This is a genomic window from Pseudomonas sp. MWU13-2517 (genome assembly GCF_023242545.1).
Lineage (GTDB): Bacteria > Pseudomonadota > Gammaproteobacteria > Pseudomonadales > Pseudomonadaceae > Aquipseudomonas.
This window is the reverse complement of record NZ_JALMFA010000003.1, coordinates 250,036-267,774: the sequence shown is the minus strand read 5'-3', so window position 1 is coordinate 267,774 and position 17,739 is coordinate 250,036. Positions and strand designations below refer to the sequence as shown.

Here is a 17,739-nt window from a genome sequence, read left to right as displayed (position 1 = left end):
GCACCGTTTTTTATTGGGTCAGCGGCGAGTACCGAGCAATTCGATCTCGAATACCAACGGTGTATATGGTGGAATCAACTCACCGGCGCCGTCTGCGCCATAAGCCTGTGCAGATGGAATTACCAAGCGCCATTTCGCGCCTACCGGCATCTGTTGCAGTGCAGAACTCCAGCCACTGATCACACTGTCCAGACGGAACCACTGCGGCTGTGTGCTTTGATCGAACACCGTTCCATCGGGCAGCCGCCCTACATATTTCACCTGCACCTCATCAGTGGCTGACGGTTTGTTACCCGTGCCCGGTACCAACTCGGTGAGGAGGATGCCATCCGCCAACTCGCGTACGCCCTTGGCTGCTTTTTCCCGAGTCAGAAATTGCTGTTCGGTGGCGAGTGCTTTTTCGCTTTGCGGAGCTTGGGCGTCGGCCGTGCTCTGCGCTTCATGCTGGGCGAGGATCTGTTCGATGCGCGTGTTATCCAGCGCCAGCGGTTTGCCTTGATAGGCTTGCTTGAGGCCGTCGACGAGCGCCTGGATCTGCAGGTCGGGGACTTCCTGGCGCAGACGTTCGCCGAGGCTTGCACCCAGGCTGTACGCGAGATCGTGCGGGTCGGGCGCGATGGTTTTGGAGGAGGGCTGCTCGCTCGCATTGGCCATGCAAATCCCCAAGCCAAGCACTAGAAAAAGGTAACGCGACATGGGCATTCTCCCGGCGAAAGTGCGACGGATTATGCCAGTGTGAGTGGGTAAAAAGTGCCGTGGTTTTTCGTTATATCGATAAGAATTTTCTCACGTTGCAACGCAAGGCAAATGATACTGTCAACATGCCCTAGCGGCGGTAAGAGCAGAGGGCTAGTATGAGCCGCACCCACGTCAGCCAGGAGGTAAACCATGTCGGCCAAACAGAAGCCTGTAAATACCCCGTTGCACTTACTCCAACAACTTTCGGGCAGCCTGCTCGAACATCTGGAAAGCGCGTGTTCCCAAGCCTTGGCCGATGCAGAAAAACTGCTCGCCAAGCTGGAAAAACAACGCGGTAAAGCGCAAGAAAAACTGCACAAATCCCGCACCAAACTGCAAGACGCCGCGACTGCCGGCAAGGCCAAGGCTCAAGCCAAAGCCAAAGACGCTGTCAAAGAACTCGAGGACTTGCTCGACGCCCTCAAGGATCGCCAGGCTGAAACCCGCACCTATATTTCCCAACTCAAAAAAGATGCTCAGGAAAGCCTGAAATTGGCTCAGGGCGTTGGTCGTGTGAAGGAAGCCGTCGCTAAAGCACTGGGCGCTCGTACCCCTGCAAAAGCGGTTGCAGCGAGCACGGCGAAAAAGCCGGCGAGCAAAGCGGTTGCCACTAAAGCACCTGCTAAAGCGGTAGCCAAGCCAGTGACCAAAACTGCTGCTGCAAAACCAGCGGCCAAGCCAGCTGCCAAAACTGCTGCTGCAAAACCAGCCGCTAAGCCAGTTGCCAAAACTGCTGCTGCGAAACCAGCGGCCAAGCCAGCTGCTAAAACTGCTGCTGCAAAACCAGCCGCTAAGCCAGTTGCCAAAACTGCTGCTGCGAAACCAGCGGCCAAGCCAGCTGCCAAAACTGCTGCTGCAAAACCAGCGGCCAAGCCAGTTGCTAAAACTGCTGCTACAAAACCAGCGGCCAAGCCAGTTGCTAAAACTGCTGCTGCAAAACCAGCCGCTAAGCCAGCTGCCAAAACTGCTGCTGCAAAACCAGCGGTCAAGCCAGTTGCCAAAACTGCTGCTGCAAAACCAGCGGCCAAGCCAGCTGCTAAAACTGCTGCTGCAAAACCAGCCGCTAAGCCAGCCGCCAAACCTGCTGCTGCAAAACCAGCGGCCAAGCCAGCTGCCAAACCTGCTGCTGCGAAACCAGCCGCTAAGCCAGCCGCCAAACCTGCTGCTGCAAAACCAGCCGCTAAGCCAGCTGCCAAACCTGCCGCCGCAACACCCGCACCGGTCAAGCCAGCAACACCTGCTGCTGCCCCGGCAACGTCTGCCTCCCCCTCCGCTTCGGCCAGCAGCACTCCTGCACCGGCAGCGCCAAGCACCACTCCAACCAGCGCTTCCTAAGTGCTGGTGACCACGGCGCGCAGTTGCAGCGCGTCGTGGTCAAGATTGGCGGTATCCTCAGCCGCCAGTCTTTCCAGCCATGGCTGGTGACCTGCTCCCATCTCCGTCGGCCACTCCTGTGACAACGCTTCCAGGCGTGCCAGCAGCTCGCGTTCCGCCTCCAGTTCCAGGGCTTTGACCCGCTCGCGTAACGACGCCAACGGTTCATCCTGTTGCGACAACGCTCGCCATTGCACGCGCATCTGCCGCAACGGTTTAACCACTTGTGTCTGCCAAGGTCCGGCGATTTGTTTCAGAGCCTCAATTCGCTCGGTGCGCACGGCCACCCCCCGCTGCTCCAGCCATGCCCCACAGAGCAACAGGCACACATCCGCTCCCTGCTCCTGCAAGCGCAGGCAAGCGGCTTCGACGCCCGGGCGGGCGTAAGTCGAAAGGGCAAAGCTCCACAGGTCAGCGCACATATTCACACCCAAGCCAGCGGTCAACGAAGCTGGTAGACTCCGCCGCCATTATGATCCGACTTCAAAGCCTAACATTACAGCGTGGCCCGCAACGTCTTCTCGAAGACGCCGAGCTGACCCTGCACGCCGGTCACAAAGCCGGCCTGATCGGTGCCAACGGCGCCGGAAAATCCACGTTGTTCGCCCTGTTGCTGGGTGAGCTGACCCCTGATTCCGGGGACTGTCTGCTGCCGGCCGACTGGCGCATCGCCCATATGCGCCAGGAGGTCGACACCCTGGACCGCATTGCGATCGACTACGTGCTCGATGGCGACCTGCGTCTGCGCCAGGTGCAACACGACCTGGCCGAGGCCGAGAAAGCCCAGGACGGCGCCGCCCAGGCCCGCCTCCACGCGGAACTCGACAGTGCCGACGGTTACACCGCCGACGCTCGCGCTCGCAAGATGCTCGCCGGCCTCGGTTTTACCAACGAACAGATGGACCGCCCGGTTGCCGACTTCTCCGGTGGCTGGCGCATGCGCCTGAACCTGGCCCAGGCGCTGATGTGCCCTTCGGATCTGTTGCTGCTCGACGAACCGACCAACCACTTGGACCTCGATGCGATCCTGTGGCTGGAGGATTTCCTCAAGAGTTATCAGGGCACCTTGTTGCTGATTTCCCACGACCGGGACTTCCTCGACTCCGTGGTCGATAACATCGCCCACGTCGAACAGAAGAAAATCACCCTCTACCGTGGCGGCTACACCGCGTTCGAACGTGCGCGTGCCGAACGTCTGGCCCAGCAGCAGCAGGCCTACGAGAAGCAGCAGGCGCAGCGTGCGCACATGGAAAGCTATATCGCCCGGTTCAAGGCCCAGGCCACCAAGGCCCGCCAGGCCCAGAGCCGGATCAAAGCCCTGGAGCGCATGGAAGAGCTGTCGGCGGCCCACGTCGATTCGCCGTTCGATTTCGTGTTCCGCGAGTCGGTGAAGATTTCGAGCCCGCTGCTGGACCTCTCGGATGCCCGCCTGGGTTATGGCGACAAAACCATCCTGGAGAAGGTCAAGCTGCAGCTCACTCCCGGTGCCCGCATCGGTTTGCTCGGCCCCAACGGCGCGGGCAAGTCGACGCTGATCAAGAACCTGTCCGGGGAGCTGTCGCCTTTGTCGGGTCGCCTGACCCGCGGCGAAAACACCGTGGTGGGCTACTTTGCCCAGCATCAACTGGACTCCCTGGACGCCAAGGCCAGCCCTTTGCTGCACCTGCAACGCCTGGCGCCAACCGAGCGCGAGCAGACCTTGCGCGATTTCCTCGGGGGATTCGACTTCCGCGGTGCGCGCATCGACGAGCCGGTGCTGAACTTCTCCGGCGGCGAAAAAGCCCGCCTGGCCCTGGCGTTGATCGCCTGGGACCGCCCCAACCTGTTGCTGCTCGACGAACCTACCAACCACCTGGACCTTGAAATGCGCCTGGCGTTGACCATGGCCTTGCAGGAGTTCAGCGGTGCGGTACTGGTGGTGTCTCACGATCGTCATTTGCTCAAGAGCACTACCGACAACTTCCTGCTGGTAGCTGACGGCAAGGTTGAAGAGTTCGATGGCGACCTGGACGACTACGCCCGCTGGCTGACGGACTACCGTCTGCGTAACGCCCCGGCCAGCAACACGCCCGTCAACCCGGACAAGACCGACAAGAAGGCCCAGCGCCAGGCTGCCGCCGCACTGCGGCAACAGTTGGCGCCGCACAAGCGTGAAGCCGACAAGCTGGAAGCTGAACTGGGCAAGGTGCACGAGCGCCTGGCCAGTATCGAGGCCAGCCTGGGCGACAGCGCCGTGTATGAGGCCGCACGCAAGGACGAGCTGCGTGACCTGCTGGCCGAACAGGCCAAGCTCAAGGTGCGTGAAGGGCAGTTGGAAGAAGCCTGGATGGAAGCCCTCGAACTGCTGGAAACCTTGCAAGCGGAGCTGGAGGCACTGTCCTGATGGAAGCGCTGCAATTGCCGCTGCCGGCGCAGTGGGTCGAGCCGGTGTGGATTGGCGTGCAGATCCTGCTGATCCTGTTGGCCGGCTACCTCGCTCAACGCTTTGTGGCCAAAGGGCTCACCCGTCTGGGTGAGCGCTACCCATTCCCGCCGCAACTGCTGATGCCCCTGCGCGGTGGTCTGCGTTGGCTGATCATGGGCAGCGCGCTGATCTTCGTGTTGGGTCGCCTGGGTGTCTCCGCCACGGTGTTGTGGACGGCGCTGTCGGGGTTTGTCGCGGTCGCCGCCGTGGCGTTTTTTGCCATGTGGTCGGTACTGTCCAACCTGCTGTGCGCGATCTTGATTTTCACCGTCGGGCCCTTCCGCCTGGGTGACATCGTCGAGCTGGTGGACACCCTCGACAAGCCGGGCGTGAAGGGACGTGTGGTGGCGATCAACCTGCTCTACACCACGCTGATCGAGTTGGAAGAAGCAGGAACTCACGGCGCGATAGTGCAGGTGCCCAACAGTTTGTTCTTCCAGCGCTCGGTGCGACGCTGGAACACGCCTGCATAGAAATTTATAGCCAGCCTTCGGTGGTCGGAGTTAGCTTAGCGCTTACGACGAATTTGCAACGAGGTGTGTAATGGCATTCGATACATGGCTGGCCTTTTTCCTGGCCAGTTGGATCATTTCCCTTTCCCCTGGCGCAGGTGCCATTGCCTCGATGTCCAGCGGCCTGCAATACGGCTTTTTACGTGGCTACTGGAATGCCCTGGGCCTGCAAATTGGCCTGGCGATGCAGATCGCCGTGGTCGCGGGGGGCCTGGGTGCCATTCTGGCGACGTCTTCCACAGCGTTTTACGCCATCAAATGGTTTGGCGTGGCGTACCTGGTGTACCTGGCGATCAAGCAATGGCGCGCCTTGCCCATGGACATGACCGATGACGCGGCAGTGCGCCCGATCGGCAAGCCGTTGGCGATGATGTTCCGGGGGTTCCTGGTCAACGCCAGCAACCCCAAGGCGCTGGTGTTCATGCTGGCGGTACTGCCACAGTTCGTGAACCCGCAAGCACCGTTGCTGGTCCAGTACCTGATCCTGGGCGCGACGATGATCAGCGTCGATATGATCGTGATGGCCGGTTACACGGGGCTGGCGTCGAAAGTCCTGCGCCTGTTGCGTACGCCGAAACAGCAAAAACGCATGAACCGGACGTTTGCCGGGTTGTTCGTGGGCGCGGCGGGTTTCCTGGCCAGCCTGCACCGCGCAACGGCGTAATCGACGAAGCCAATTAAAAATGTGGGAGGGAGCAAACCCTCCCACATGCGGTTGCTATTGCCTGTAGCGTTGAAACTCGGCGCAATACCTTCGGGGCTTTATCCCAGCACGATTATTTCACCTGCGCTTCTTGATCCTGTGCAGTATTCCAGAAAACAACCACCTCGCTTTAAACCCCCGCCCTCAACACATCAAGTCACTTACGCCTTGAGTCAAACCCTCTAAAGCACAACAATGTGTTACTTCGTATTTACCTTTGAGATTCATTCATGATTGCCCCCTTCCGTTTTCTCGCCTGGTTGATGTTGCCGGCGCTGATGTCGTGCAGTTTCAATCTGCTGGCCGCGACTGCCGAGGGCGCCCCCCAAGCCCTGCATCTGCTGGACTATATTGGTGCCGACTACCCTCCGACGGTGGAGGCCGGCAAGGTGGTTGATGACTCGGAATTCCGCGAACAGGTTGAGTTTCTGGGGGTACTGCAAGGCTTGGTAGCGCAGTTGCCGGAACGGCCTGAACGCGCGGAGTTGATCAAAGGCGTCGATGAATTGCTGGCGGCGGTTACCGCCCATGAAGACGGTGTGGCGGTCGCCCATCAGGCTCGTCAACTGGGCGCCAAACTGGCGGTGGCTTATGAAGTCAGCCAGGCACCGGCCATTACACCCGACCCGACCCGCGGCGCACCGCTATATGCCCAGCATTGTTCGGTGTGCCACGGCACTGCCGGTGCCGGTGATGGGCCTGCCAGCACGGGCATGACCCCGCCACCCGCCAACCTGCGCGATGCCGCGCGTCTGGACCGCCTGAGCCTCTACGCGATCTACAACACCCTCGGCCTGGGCGTTGAAGGCACTGACATGCCGTCCTTTGCCGATCAATTGGACGACCGTCAGCGCTGGGACCTGGCCACCTACATCGCAGGTTTCACCGCCGACCCGGCCGCCGCCAAAAGCGAGCAAGTGTTCAACCTTGCCGACCTGGCTCGCCAGACCCCCAATGAAGTGCTGGCTGCAGACGGCCCGACTGTCGCCGCAACCTTCCGCGCCCAGCGCGCGCAACCGCCGCAGGTCAAGCGTGGCCCGGCGCAGTTGCTCGACTACACCGCCGCCACCCTGGACAAGAGTCTCGTCGCGTTCCGCAACGGTGAGCACGAGCAGGCCTACGACCTTTCGGTAGCGGCTTACCTGGAGGGTTTCGAGCTGGTGGAAAGCTCCCTGGATAACGTCGACGCCAACGTGCGCAAGGACACCGAAAAGGCGTTGATGGCCTATCGACAGTCGCTGCAGGATGGTTTGCCGATCGAGCAGGTGCAGCAACGCCTGGATGTGGCCAAGGGCAAACTCAGCGAATCTGCCGGCCTGTTGGGCGGTGACGGCCTGAGCTGGTCACTGAGTTACATCTCGGGCTTGCTGATCCTGTTGCGCGAAGGCCTGGAGGCGATCCTGGTACTGGCGGCGATCCTTGCATTCCTGCGCAACACCGGTCAGCAATCGGCCGTGCGCAGCGTCAACGTCGGTTGGGGCTTGGCGTTATTGGCCGGCCTGGGCACCTGGGCCTTGGCGGCGTATGTGATTGACGTGAGCGGCGCCCAGCGCGAATTGCTTGAAGGCTGCACGGCATTGTTCGCCAGTGTGATGGTGTTGTGGCTGGGCGTGTGGATGCATGACCGCCGCCACGCGGCCGCCTGGCAGGATTACATCAAGAGCAGCCTGGTGGGCGGCGGTGGGCGTTTTGGTTTTGCCGTGCTGGCTTTCTTCTCGGTCTATCGCGAGCTGTTCGAAGTGATCCTGTTCTACGAAACCTTGTGGTTGCAAGCAGGCCCGGCCGGGCACAACGCCGTGTTGGCCGGCGGTGCCACGGCGCTGGTGCTGCTGGTGGGCTTGGCCTGGGTGATCTTGCGCGGCTCGGCGAAGCTGCCATTGGCGCTGTTTTTTGGCATCAATGCGGCACTATTGTGCGCGCTGTCGGTGGTATTCGCCGGGCATGGTGTGAAGGCTTTGCAGGAAGCGGGCATCTTCGGCACCCGGCCGGTGGCGTTTTTTGACTTCGACTGGTTGGGCATTCATGCCGATGCGTACTCGCTGAGTGCGCAGGCCGTGGCGATTCTGGCGATTATGGTGCTGTATGGCCGTAGTCGCCTGGCGGAAAAGCGTCGAGTGGTTGCCTGACGCTGCAATGAGCGGGCTTGCCCCGCGCCGGGGTAGCGAAGCCGCCCTGATCCAGCCAGCGCGGTGATTCAGCTAAAACGCGATTGCTGGGTTGGGGGCGGCTTGCTAGCCGGCGTGGAATAAGCCCGCGCGCCCCAACGTAGGTGCCCGACGGCCCGATCAATCGTTCTCGTGGGTAAGCTCCAACACCCGGTCCACCAGCTTGTTGATGCCAGAAGCGACTTCACTGATGCGTTTGCCGAGCATATAGGCCGGCGTGCTCACCAGCTTGCGTGCCTTGTCCTCAACGATATCTTCCACCGAGCATTCCTGGTGGGTGGCGCCCATCTTGTCCAGGGCCGCTGCCGTGTCAGGGCAATTGCCGATGGTGCAGGTCACGCCGGGGCCGTAGATCTTGGCGGCCAGGGCAGGGGAGATGCAGATCAGGCCGACTGGTTTTCCGGCTTCTGCAAAGGCTTCCGCCAGTTCCAGCAACTGCGGGTTGACGGTGCAAGCGGCGCCTTCCACGGCAAAGTCCGACAGGTTCTTGGCTGCGCCAAATCCGCCCGGCACAATCAGCGCGTCAAAGTCGTCGACGCTCGCCTCGCGTATGTCCTTCACCTCGCCACGGGCGATGCGGGCCGACTCCACCAGCACATTGCGTGACTCGGGCATCTCTTCGCCAGTGAGGTGGTTGATCACATGCCGTTGCGCTATATCCGGGGCAAAACATTGAACCTGAGCGCCACGCTGGTCGAGACGCAGCAGGGTGATCACGCTTTCGTGGATTTCTGCGCCGTCGTATACGCCACAGCCGGAAAGGATCACTGCGATCTTTTTGCTCATGAGTATTTCTCCCTATTTCGTGGCGTTAAATGTCTACTAATTTGTCACCTGTTGCCAATGGGATCTCCTGCCGCTACACCTAATCTTGATGTAACAAAAAACATCGGACTAGCCCATGGACTTCGTGCCTTACGCGGTACCGTTCTTCATCGCCTTGATCGTGATCGAGCTGCTCGCCGACCGCTGGCGTGGCGCGCGCAACTATCGCGTGGCGGACGCCATCAACAGCCTCAGCACCGGTGTGTTGTCTACTACCACGGGGCTTCTGACCAAGGGCGTAGGGTTGCTGACGTACGCCTTCGCCCTTGAGCACCTGGCGTTGATCGAACTCTCGGCCCACAGCGTGTGGACCTGGGTGTTCGCCTTCGTGTTCTACGACTTCTGCTACTACTGGCTCCACCGTATGGGGCATGAGCGCAATATCCTGTGGGCCGCGCACTCGGTGCACCATCAGAGCGAGGACTACAACCTCACCACCGCACTGCGTCAGACCAGTACCGGCTTTCTGTTGAGCTGGATCTTCTATCTGCCCCTGGCTGTACTGGGTGTGCCGCTGGTGGTGTTTATCAGCGTGGCGTCGCTCAACCTGCTGTACCAATTCTGGGTGCACACCCGTCATGTGCCCAAGCTCGGCTGGTTCGAGTGGTTCTTCGTCACGCCATCCAATCATCGCGCCCACCATGCACAGAACGCGCTCTACATGGATCGCAATTACGGCGGCGTGTTCATTATTTGGGACCGGCTGTTCGGCTCTTTCCAAGAGGAGGACGATAACGAGCCGGTGATCTTTGGGGTTACCACGCCCCTGGCCAGTTGGAACCCGCTCTGGGCCAACCTGCAGTTTTATGCACAGCTGTGGAGTGATGCGCGGCGTACCGAGCGCTGGTGGGACAAGCTGCGAATTTGGTTCATGCGCACCGGCTGGCGTCCTGCGGATGTGAAAGCCAAGTATCCGCTGGCCAAACATGACCTGAGCCAGTTCCGCAAATTCGAAGTACCGTTGGACGCGCGGCAGCAGGTCTATATCGCCCTGCAATTTGCCGCGTATGTAGGGTTTGGCAGTTATTTGATGAATTTCGGCGAGGGGTTGCCCACGGCGGCGTTGATTCTGGGGTGGGGGGCCATGGCGTTGGGGCTCTTTACCTTGGGCGTGGCCCTGGAGAATCGCCCGTGGGCGCTGAAGGCCGAGCTCTCACGCTTGGTGCTGAATGTACCGCTGGTATGGCTGGCGCCGGCTGTCGGGTTATGGCCGGCCAGCAACCTGGGCTGGCTGGGCCTGCTGAGCTACAGCCTGCTCAGCGTGATTGGCCTCTACTGCTGCAGAGGCCCGGTTACTCGACTGGTGTCTTAGGCGTCTCGACAGGGGCCTGCTCGGCCGCGAGCCGGGCCTTGGCCTCGGCGCAGGCCTCGCGGGCGATGCGCGCGTTTTTGATCCGACGACGCAACCACAGGCCGAAGCCCAATACCAACAACGCGCCCAATACCCACAGCTCGTATTTCTTGATGCTGCCCAGCATGCCCTCCAGCACCGCGCCGAAGTGATACGCCGCAGCGCCCAGGGCCACCGCCCAGATAGCGGCCCCAATACCGTTGAGGAGCAGGTAGCGCAGCGGCGGGTAACCGGAAAGGCCGATCGCCACGGGCATTACCGTGCGCAACCCGTAGACGAAGCGAAAGCTCAGCACCCAGATATCCGGATGTTTGCGGATATGCTCCAGGGCCTTGTCGCCCATCAATTGCCAGCGCGGCTTGCGCGCCAACAGCTTGCGACCGTGCTTGCGGCCCATGTAATACCAAAGCTGGTCGCCGGCGTAGCTGCCGAAAAAGGCAACGACCATCACCAGGTTGATATCCATGTATCCACGAAAAGCCAGGAAGCCTGCGAGAACCAGAATGGTCTCGCCTTCGAAGAAGGTGCCCAGGAAGAGCGCAAAGTAGCCGAAGTCATGCAGAAATTGTTGAAGCATGGTCTGGGGGTGCTGGCGAAATGAACGCGCAGCCTACGCCTTCGTGAACATTCATGAAAGTATCGAGATGTGTCACGAAGTGAACAAATCCTACATAAACGACGAATGCGACTACAGGTCGCATCGATAAGCACAACTGTCATTCCTTCGTCATAATGGCCGCTTATAACTGCAACGCTCGCCCGTAAACGCGGGCTCAGGAGTCTGTCGTGAGCTTTACCCCTGCCCATCGCCTGTTTCCCGCCACCCGTCTGCGTCGCAATCGTCGTGATGATTTTTCCCGCCGCCTGGTGCGTGAAAATGTACTGACGACGAATGATCTGATCCTGCCGGTCTTTGTGCTTGGCGGGGAAAATCGTCGGGAGGCGGTGGCGTCGATGCCGGGTGTGGAGCGCTTGACCATTGATTTGCTGCTTGAAGAAGCAGCCCATTGGGTTGAATTGGGGATTCCAGCGTTGGCGCTGTTCCCCGTGACCCCGTCTGAACTCAAGTCCCTGGATGCTGCCGAAGCCTGGAACCCGGACGGGATTGCCCAGCGCGCCACCCGTGCCCTGCGCGAACGTTTCCCGCAGTTGGGTGTGATCACCGACGTGGCCCTGGACCCGTTCACCACCCACGGGCAGGATGGCATTCTTGACGAAGAAGGCTATGTTCAGAACGACATTACTGTCGATGCGTTGGTCAAGCAGGCGTTGTCCCATGCAGCGGCAGGCGCCCAGGTTGTCGCGCCGTCGGACATGATGGATGGCCGCATCCAGGCGATTCGTGAAGCTCTGGAACTGGCCGGCCATGTCAATGTGCGGATCATGGCCTATTCGGCCAAATACGCCAGCGCCTACTACGGCCCGTTCCGCGATGCGGTGGGCTCTGCCCTTAACCTGGGCAAGGCCAACAAGGCTTCGTACCAGATGGACCCGGCCAACAGCCATGAAGCCCTGCACGAAGTGGCGGCCGACCTGGCTGAAGGTGCCGACATGGTGATGGTCAAGCCAGGGATGCCTTACCTGGACATCCTTTACCGGGTCAAAGAGGAATTCAAAGTGCCGACCTTTGTGTACCAGGTCAGCGGTGAATACGCCATGCACATGGCCGCGATCCAGAACGGTTGGTTGAGTGAAGGGGTGATCCTCGAATCCCTGACAGCCTTTAAACGTGCCGGCGCCGATGGCATTCTGACCTACTTCGCCGCCCGCGCTGCCCAATTGCTTAGAGAGCAACAATAGCCCTCACAGGAACACTCGATGAATACCGAAGGACTTACAGAAGTTGCCGTAAAAGACGCTCATCCGGTGGTTGAACAAGTCACCGAGACGCCGCCGGAACTTGAGCCAGCACCGCCTGCCGCGGTGACCGAGCCACCGGTAGCGGCCCCGGTCGCTGCGGTAACCAACCTGGATGACAGCAGCCTGTACATCCACCGCGAGCTGTCACAGCTGCAATTCAACATCCGTGTGCTGGAGCAGGCGCTGGATGAGTCCTACCCGCTGCTGGAGCGGCTCAAGTTCCTGCTGATCTTCTCCAGCAACCTGGACGAGTTCTTCGAAATTCGCGTCGCCGGCCTCAAGAAGCAGATCACCTTCGCCCGTGAGCAAGCCGGTGCCGACGGGTTGCAGCCGCATCAGGCCCTGGCGCGGATCAGCGAGCTGGTACACGGCCATGTGGATCGCCAGTACGCGATCCTCAACGACATCCTGCTGCCGGAATTGGAAAAACATCAGGTCCGCTTCATCCGTCGTCGTCACTGGACCACCAAGATCAAGACGTGGGTGCGCCGTTACTTCCGCGACGAGATTTCACCGATCATCACCCCTATCGGTCTCGACCCGACGCACCCGTTCCCGTTGCTGGTGAACAAAAGCCTGAACTTCATCGTGGAACTCGAAGGCATCGACGCTTTCGGTCGCGATTCTGGCCTGGCGATTATCCCGGCGCCACGCTTGCTGCCACGGATCATCAAGGTACCGGAAGAGGTGGGGGGGGCTGGCGACAACTATGTATTCCTGTCGTCGATGATCCATGCCCACGCCGATGACCTGTTTCAAGGCATGAAGGTCAAGGGCTGCTACCAGTTCCGCCTGACCCGTAACGCCGACCTCGCGCTGGATTCCGAAGACGTCGAAGACTTGGCCCGCGCCTTGCGCGGTGAGCTGTTCTCGCGGCGCTACGGCGATGCGGTGCGCCTGGAAGTGGCCGACACCTGCCCGAAACACCTGTCGGACTACTTGCTCAAGCAGTTCAACCTGAGTGAGACCGAGCTGTACCAGGTCAATGGCCCAGTGAACCTGACGCGCCTGTTCAGCATTACCGGCCTGGACAGCCACCCTGAGCTGCAATACACGCCGTTCACTCCGCAGATCCCGAAACTGCTGCAAAACAGCGAGAACATTTTCAATGTGGTGAGCAAGCAGGACATCCTGCTGCTGCACCCGTTCGAGTCCTTCACCCCGGTGGTCGACTTGTTGCGCCAGGCTGCCAAAGACCCGCACGTGCTGGCTGTGCGCCAGACGCTGTACCGTTCCGGCGCCAACTCGGAAATCGTTGACGCATTGGTCGATGCTGCACGTAACGGCAAGGAGGTCACCGCCGTGATCGAATTGCGCGCGCGCTTTGACGAAGAGTCCAACCTGCAACTGGCCAGCCGCCTGCAGGCGGCCGGTGCGGTGGTGATCTACGGCGTGGTCGGCTTCAAGACCCACGCCAAAATGATGCTGATCCTGCGCCGCGAAGCCGGTGAGATCGTCCGTTACGCGCACTTGGGTACCGGTAACTACCACGCCGGCAACGCCAAGCTCTACACCGACTACAGCCTGCTCACTTCCGACGATGCGTTGTGTGAAGACGTCGGCAAGTTATTCAGCCAGTTGATCGGCATGGGCAAGACCTTGCGCATGAAGAAGCTGCTGCACGCGCCGTTCACGCTCAAGAAGGGCATGCTCGACATGATTGCCCGGGAAACCCAGTTCGCCCTCGATGGCAAGCCGGCGCACATCATCGCCAAATTCAACTCGCTGACCGATCCGAAGATCATCCGTGCGCTGTACAAGGCCAGTCAGTCCGGCGTGCGCATCGACCTGGTGGTGCGTGGCATGTGCTGCCTGCGCCCGGGCATCGTGGGTGTTTCGCATAACATCCATGTGCGTTCGATCATTGGCCGCTTCCTGGAGCACACGCGAGTGTTCTACTTCCTCAACGGTGGCGAGGAGCAGATGTTCCTCTCCAGTGCCGACTGGATGGAGCGCAACCTCGATAAGCGTGTAGAGACGTGCTTCCCGGTGGAAGGCAAGAAGCTGATCATGCGGGTCAAGAAGGAGCTGGAAAGCTACCTCACCGACAACACCCACAGCTGGAGCCTGCAATCGGACGGCCGCTACGTGCGCAACACACCAACCGGCAACCAGAACCCGCGCAGTGCGCAGGCGACGTTGCTGGAGAGGCTGGGCAGCCCGATTCTGTCGGTAAACTAAAACCCGACACTGTCCCAAAAATGTGAGAGGGGGCTTGCTCCCGATCGCGGTGGTTCAGTCAACGTATTCAGTGACTGACATACCGTCATCGGGAGCAAGCCCCCTCTCACATTTGTCTTTCAGTGTTGTTCAGATCGGGTCAGCGCACGTTGAGGCTGAACCCCACCCGCGTCAGCCACTCCGCTTCCTGGGCGAAATCCGCCTGGGTCAACTGGTTCTCATCCAGCCAGCCGTTGGGGAACACGACGTCCAGGCTATCGCCGTTGGCGCTCAGGGTCACTTGGGGCATTTCCTGGGTGCCACGGATGTGGTGGAACAGGATCGCAAAGCGCAGCAGCGCACACAGGCGTATCAGCTTGATGCCTTCGTCACCGAATTCGGCAAACTTGTCCTTGGGAATATTACGACGATGGCCACGCACCAGGAGTGCGAGCATCTGCTGGTCTTCGCGGGAGAACCCGGCAAGGTCGGAGTGCTCGATAAGGTAGGCGCCGTGCTTGTGGTAATGGTAGTGGGCGATGTCCAGGCCCACCTCATGCACCTTGGCGGCCCAGCCGAGCAACTCGCGCCATACGCCGTCTTCCAGGTCCCAGTCCGCGGCCACCTGATCAAAGGCATGCAGAGCCTTGCGTTCCACGCGAATCGCCTGTTCCAGGTCGACGTGGTAGCGCTCCATCAACGAGCTGAGGGTGCGCTCGCGTACGTCCTCGTGGTGATGGCGACCCAACAGGTCGTAGAGCACGCCTTCGCGCAGGGCGCCATCGCAGTGGTCCATGCGTTGTAGCTCGAGGGCGTCGAAGATCGCTTCGAGAATCGCAAGGCCGGCTGGGAAGATGGTGCGACGGTCGGGCTTGATGCCATCGAAATCGATTTTCTCGGCATCGCCCAGCTTGAACAGCTTGCGCTTGAGCCACGCCAACCCTTCGGCGTTGACCTCGCCGGTGCCATGGCCGCCGGCTTTCAAGGCCAGGCCGATGGCGCGGATGGTGCCGGACGAGCCGATGGCTTCATCCCAGGTCAGGCGATGCAGGGCGTGCTCGATGCTCATGATCTCCAGCCGCGCCGCCGTGTAGGCCTGGGCGTAGCGTGCCGGGGTGATCTTGCCGTCCTTGAAATAGCGCTGGGTGTAACTGACGCAGCCCATCTGCAGGCTTTCACGCAGCAACGGCTCGAAGCGCTGGCCGATGATGAACTCGGTACTGCCGCCGCCGATGTCCGCCACCAGGCGCTTGCCGGGCGTATCAGCCAGGGTGTGAGAGACGCCCAGGTAGATCAGGCGGGCTTCTTCACGGCCGGAGATGACTTCTACCGGGTGCCCGAGGATTTCTTCGGCGCGATGGATGAATTCGTTGCGGTTACGCGCTTCGCGTAGTGCGTTGGTGCCCACGATCCGTACGGAGCCCGAGGGCATTCCGTTGATCAGTTGCGCAAAGCGCTTGAGACAATCGAGCCCGCGCTGCATGGATTCTTCATTGAGCTGGCGCTCATCGTCGATCCCGGCAGCCAGTTGTACTTTCTCGCCGAGCCGTTCAAGGATGCGGATCTCGCCGTTCTGGGCCTTGGCCACGACCATGTGAAAGCTGTTGGAGCCCAGGTCGATGGCGGCGATCAGTGACAGATTCTTGGCTTGGGATTGCGGCATGGTTTGGGGTCTCGGTCGATAACCTTGCCATCGTGCCACGATCGACCGCTGGAGCCAACGCGTTGTGCTTCGGGAATTTCTCTGAGACTGCTTGTAGGGCTTTACTGTAGGAAATGTAGGTTGTCTTCCCGAGCTTCTATCGAAGGACTTCTAGGCAATGTAGGAAGCTTTAACTAATGCAGGTTTTAAGTTTGATTATCACTTTGCCTACAATCCAAATGCCGGGTTTTTATTGTTTATATCAATTAAGCCTACCGTAGAGAGGTGCCACGCTGACATTTTATTTTTACCGCTCCCACAATAATTGAAGTGCCGTCTTATTCTTTAGTCAAGTACCAAGCAGACAGACTGTCACTCGGCAATTTTGCCGTGGTGTTATTTATTTATGGATTGTCTTGTAAAGAAAAATAAATACACCTGATAAATTTCTGTGACAGGTTGAATATGAAAAAAATTGTTGGATTGACTCTTGGTATCGCTTGCCTGGCCGCGACCCTCAACGCACAGGCGTCCACTACTGCCGAACTGATCGTCAGGGGCACGATCAAACCGGCCGCGTGTAACCTCAGCATGACCGGTGGCGGCATTATCAACTACGGCGAAATTCCTTCGGGTCAACTGCTCCCGACGGCATTCAACCCACTCGCGGAAAAGACCACCCCCCTGACCGTCAGTTGCGGTACTACGCCCGCCAAGTTCGGGCTGAAATTTATCGACCTGCAGGCGGGCAGCAAAGTACCTGGGATCCTGAATGCGCTTGGGGCGGGCTATACCGAGACACACAACTTCGGCCTGGGCCTGGCGGCCGGCCGCAAGACCGGTGGTTTTGCCGTCACCCTGAAGGACCTCAGGGCGTCGACCACGGTGCTCAATCCCATCATGCGTATCGGCAGCGGTGCCTGGCAGAACAGTGATGGAAAAGTCGCGCAGTCGCCTTCCCAATACTCCTGGCGATCCAGTGTAACTGTCGTTCCCGCCCCGATCGCGCAGTTGACCGGGACTATCGCTGTCAGGGCGGTCATCAATAAAGGCCAGGATCTGGACCTCAGCCGTGACATTACCCTTGATGGGCGCGCCACACTTGAACTGAGCTACATCTAAGCGACTGAAATACAGCCGACCAGGAAACTGACTGTTTCTTGTCGGCTGTTTTTAAGTGGGCGTCAGTTGATTAATCGTCACTTCTAAGTCGTGGAGCGTACTGGGTGCCCAGTCTTTCAGTAATAAATAATGCGTGGTTGTTATGTGCAGGTTTTTTCTTGAGTTCTATTGGCGTAGCAACTGCGGAAGGTATGTTGCCGGAAACGACAGTGGTCATGCTTTATGAAGCACAGGGCGAAGCCACGATAAACATAAAAAATACCGATGCAATGCCGGCCCTGCTTCATTCGGTGATTGAAAACATTCCCGAGGATATGGAACCGCTATTGATTGTTACACCGCCGATTACCCGTGTGGAGGCCGGTGAGACTCAGTTGGTACGGTTCATCAGTACCCTGAAGACGTCCCTCAAGACCCAGCGCTTGAAGCGAGTGACCTTCGAGGGTATTCCTCAGGCGCGCGCGACGGATGGTGCGACCATCGGTATCACCCTGCGGCAGAATTTACCGCTGATCCTGCACCCACGGGACTTGCCGGTGCATCAAACCCCTTGGGAACTACTGAAGTGGGTGCAAGCAGGGGCGCATCTCAAGGTTCACAACGAAAGTCCTTATGTGGTGCGCCTGGCGCCGGAGGTGCAATTACTTCCACGAGGCACCCCGGCTACTTTGCCGCGTACCTACATTTTGCCGGGTGAAACCCTGACGGTGGAGGTTGAAGGTGTGCTGGAAGGCTTGACGGGGGTCGAGATTCAACCGGCCACGGTCTACGGGTTTTCGGCGGATACCTACCGAGCCCCGATCAGCACCAGTGGGGGTTGATC

The 17,739-nt window shown here is 59.7% G+C and carries 15 protein-coding genes; 10 read left to right on the top strand and 5 right to left on the bottom strand.

From position 1 onward, the window contains the following. Positions 1–18: 18 nt before the first annotated feature. Positions 19–696, bottom strand: coding sequence for an FKBP-type peptidyl-prolyl cis-trans isomerase (locus M5B97_RS06280; protein WP_248731017.1), 678 nt, complete (start codon positions 694–696; stop codon positions 19–21). Between the two features lie 192 nt (positions 697–888). On the opposite strand from M5B97_RS06280, the gene M5B97_RS06275 reads away from it, so the two are divergent. Then, positions 889–2,073: an AlgP family protein gene (locus M5B97_RS06275; protein WP_248731016.1), complete on the top strand. Its 1,185-nt coding sequence runs from the start codon at positions 889–891 to the stop codon at positions 2,071–2,073. On the opposite strand, the gene M5B97_RS06270 is transcribed toward M5B97_RS06275, so the two are convergent. Next, entirely contained in the window at positions 2,070–2,534 is a 465-nt protein-coding gene (locus tag M5B97_RS06270; protein ID WP_248731015.1) for a TIGR02444 family protein, read from the bottom strand. The two genes, M5B97_RS06275 and M5B97_RS06270, sit on opposite strands and share 4 nt — an antisense overlap. Before the next feature lie 50 nt (positions 2,535–2,584). Between M5B97_RS06270 and M5B97_RS06265 the strand changes: the two genes are divergently transcribed. The 4 genes from M5B97_RS06265 (at position 2,585) to M5B97_RS06250 (ending at position 7,917) form a co-directional block, all read left to right on the top strand. Beyond that, positions 2,585–4,495, top strand: coding sequence for an ATP-binding cassette domain-containing protein (locus M5B97_RS06265; RefSeq protein WP_134659376.1), 1,911 nt, complete (start codon positions 2,585–2,587; stop codon positions 4,493–4,495). Beyond that, entirely contained in the window at positions 4,495–5,049 is a 555-nt protein-coding gene (locus tag M5B97_RS06260) for a mechanosensitive ion channel family protein (RefSeq protein ID WP_123716494.1), read from the top strand. Before M5B97_RS06265 ends, M5B97_RS06260 begins: the two co-directional genes overlap by 1 nt. Positions 5,050–5,119: 70 nt before the next feature. Continuing rightward, positions 5,120–5,752, top strand: a complete 633-nt coding sequence (locus tag M5B97_RS06255) for a LysE family transporter (RefSeq protein ID WP_248731014.1) — start codon at positions 5,120–5,122, stop codon at positions 5,750–5,752. Positions 5,753–6,021: 269 nt separating this feature from the next. Then, a complete protein-coding gene (locus M5B97_RS06250) occupies positions 6,022–7,917 on the top strand; it encodes an FTR1 family protein (protein ID WP_134659372.1) in 1,896 nt (631 codons plus the stop codon). Positions 7,918–8,076: 159 nt separating this feature from the next. Here M5B97_RS06250 and elbB read toward each other — a convergent pair whose 3' ends face one another. Then, positions 8,077–8,742 (bottom strand): isoprenoid biosynthesis glyoxalase ElbB, encoded by a 666-nt coding sequence (gene elbB / locus M5B97_RS06245; RefSeq protein ID WP_248731013.1) that lies wholly within the window; start codon positions 8,740–8,742, stop codon positions 8,077–8,079. A gap of 115 nt (positions 8,743–8,857) precedes the next feature. Between elbB and M5B97_RS06240 the strand changes: the two genes are divergently transcribed. Beyond that, positions 8,858–10,093 (top strand): sterol desaturase family protein, encoded by a 1,236-nt coding sequence (locus tag M5B97_RS06240; protein ID WP_248731012.1) that lies wholly within the window; start codon positions 8,858–8,860, stop codon positions 10,091–10,093. Here M5B97_RS06240 and M5B97_RS06235 read toward each other — a convergent pair. Next, on the bottom strand, positions 10,074–10,709 hold the full coding sequence (locus tag M5B97_RS06235) for a DedA family protein (RefSeq protein ID WP_123716489.1): 636 nt from the start codon (positions 10,707–10,709) through the stop codon (positions 10,074–10,076). The two genes, M5B97_RS06240 and M5B97_RS06235, sit on opposite strands and share 20 nt — an antisense overlap. A 209-nt stretch (positions 10,710–10,918) precedes the next feature. Between M5B97_RS06235 and hemB the strand changes: the two genes are divergently transcribed. Further along, on the top strand, positions 10,919–11,932 hold the full coding sequence (hemB, locus tag M5B97_RS06230) for a porphobilinogen synthase (RefSeq protein ID WP_248731011.1): 1,014 nt from the start codon (positions 10,919–10,921) through the stop codon (positions 11,930–11,932). A gap of 18 nt (positions 11,933–11,950) precedes the next feature. Beyond that, the gene (gene ppk1 / locus M5B97_RS06225; RefSeq protein ID WP_248731010.1) at positions 11,951–14,173 is read left to right on the top strand and encodes a polyphosphate kinase 1; all 2,223 of its coding nucleotides are present in this window, start codon (positions 11,951–11,953) and stop codon (positions 14,171–14,173) included. A gap of 139 nt (positions 14,174–14,312) precedes the next feature. On the opposite strand, the gene ppx is transcribed toward ppk1, so the two are convergent. Then, positions 14,313–15,815, bottom strand: a complete 1,503-nt coding sequence (ppx, locus tag M5B97_RS06220; protein WP_134659364.1) for an exopolyphosphatase — start codon at positions 15,813–15,815, stop codon at positions 14,313–14,315. Between the two features lie 444 nt (positions 15,816–16,259). On the opposite strand from ppx, the gene M5B97_RS06215 reads away from it, so the two are divergent. Continuing rightward, entirely contained in the window at positions 16,260–16,916 is a 657-nt protein-coding gene (locus M5B97_RS06215) for a DUF1120 domain-containing protein (RefSeq protein ID WP_248731009.1), read from the top strand. Positions 16,917–17,020: 104 nt separating this feature from the next. Further along, a complete protein-coding gene (locus tag M5B97_RS06210; RefSeq protein ID WP_349292527.1) occupies positions 17,021–17,737 on the top strand; it encodes a fimbria/pilus chaperone family protein in 717 nt (238 codons plus the stop codon). The last annotated feature ends 2 nt before the right edge of the window (positions 17,738–17,739 follow it).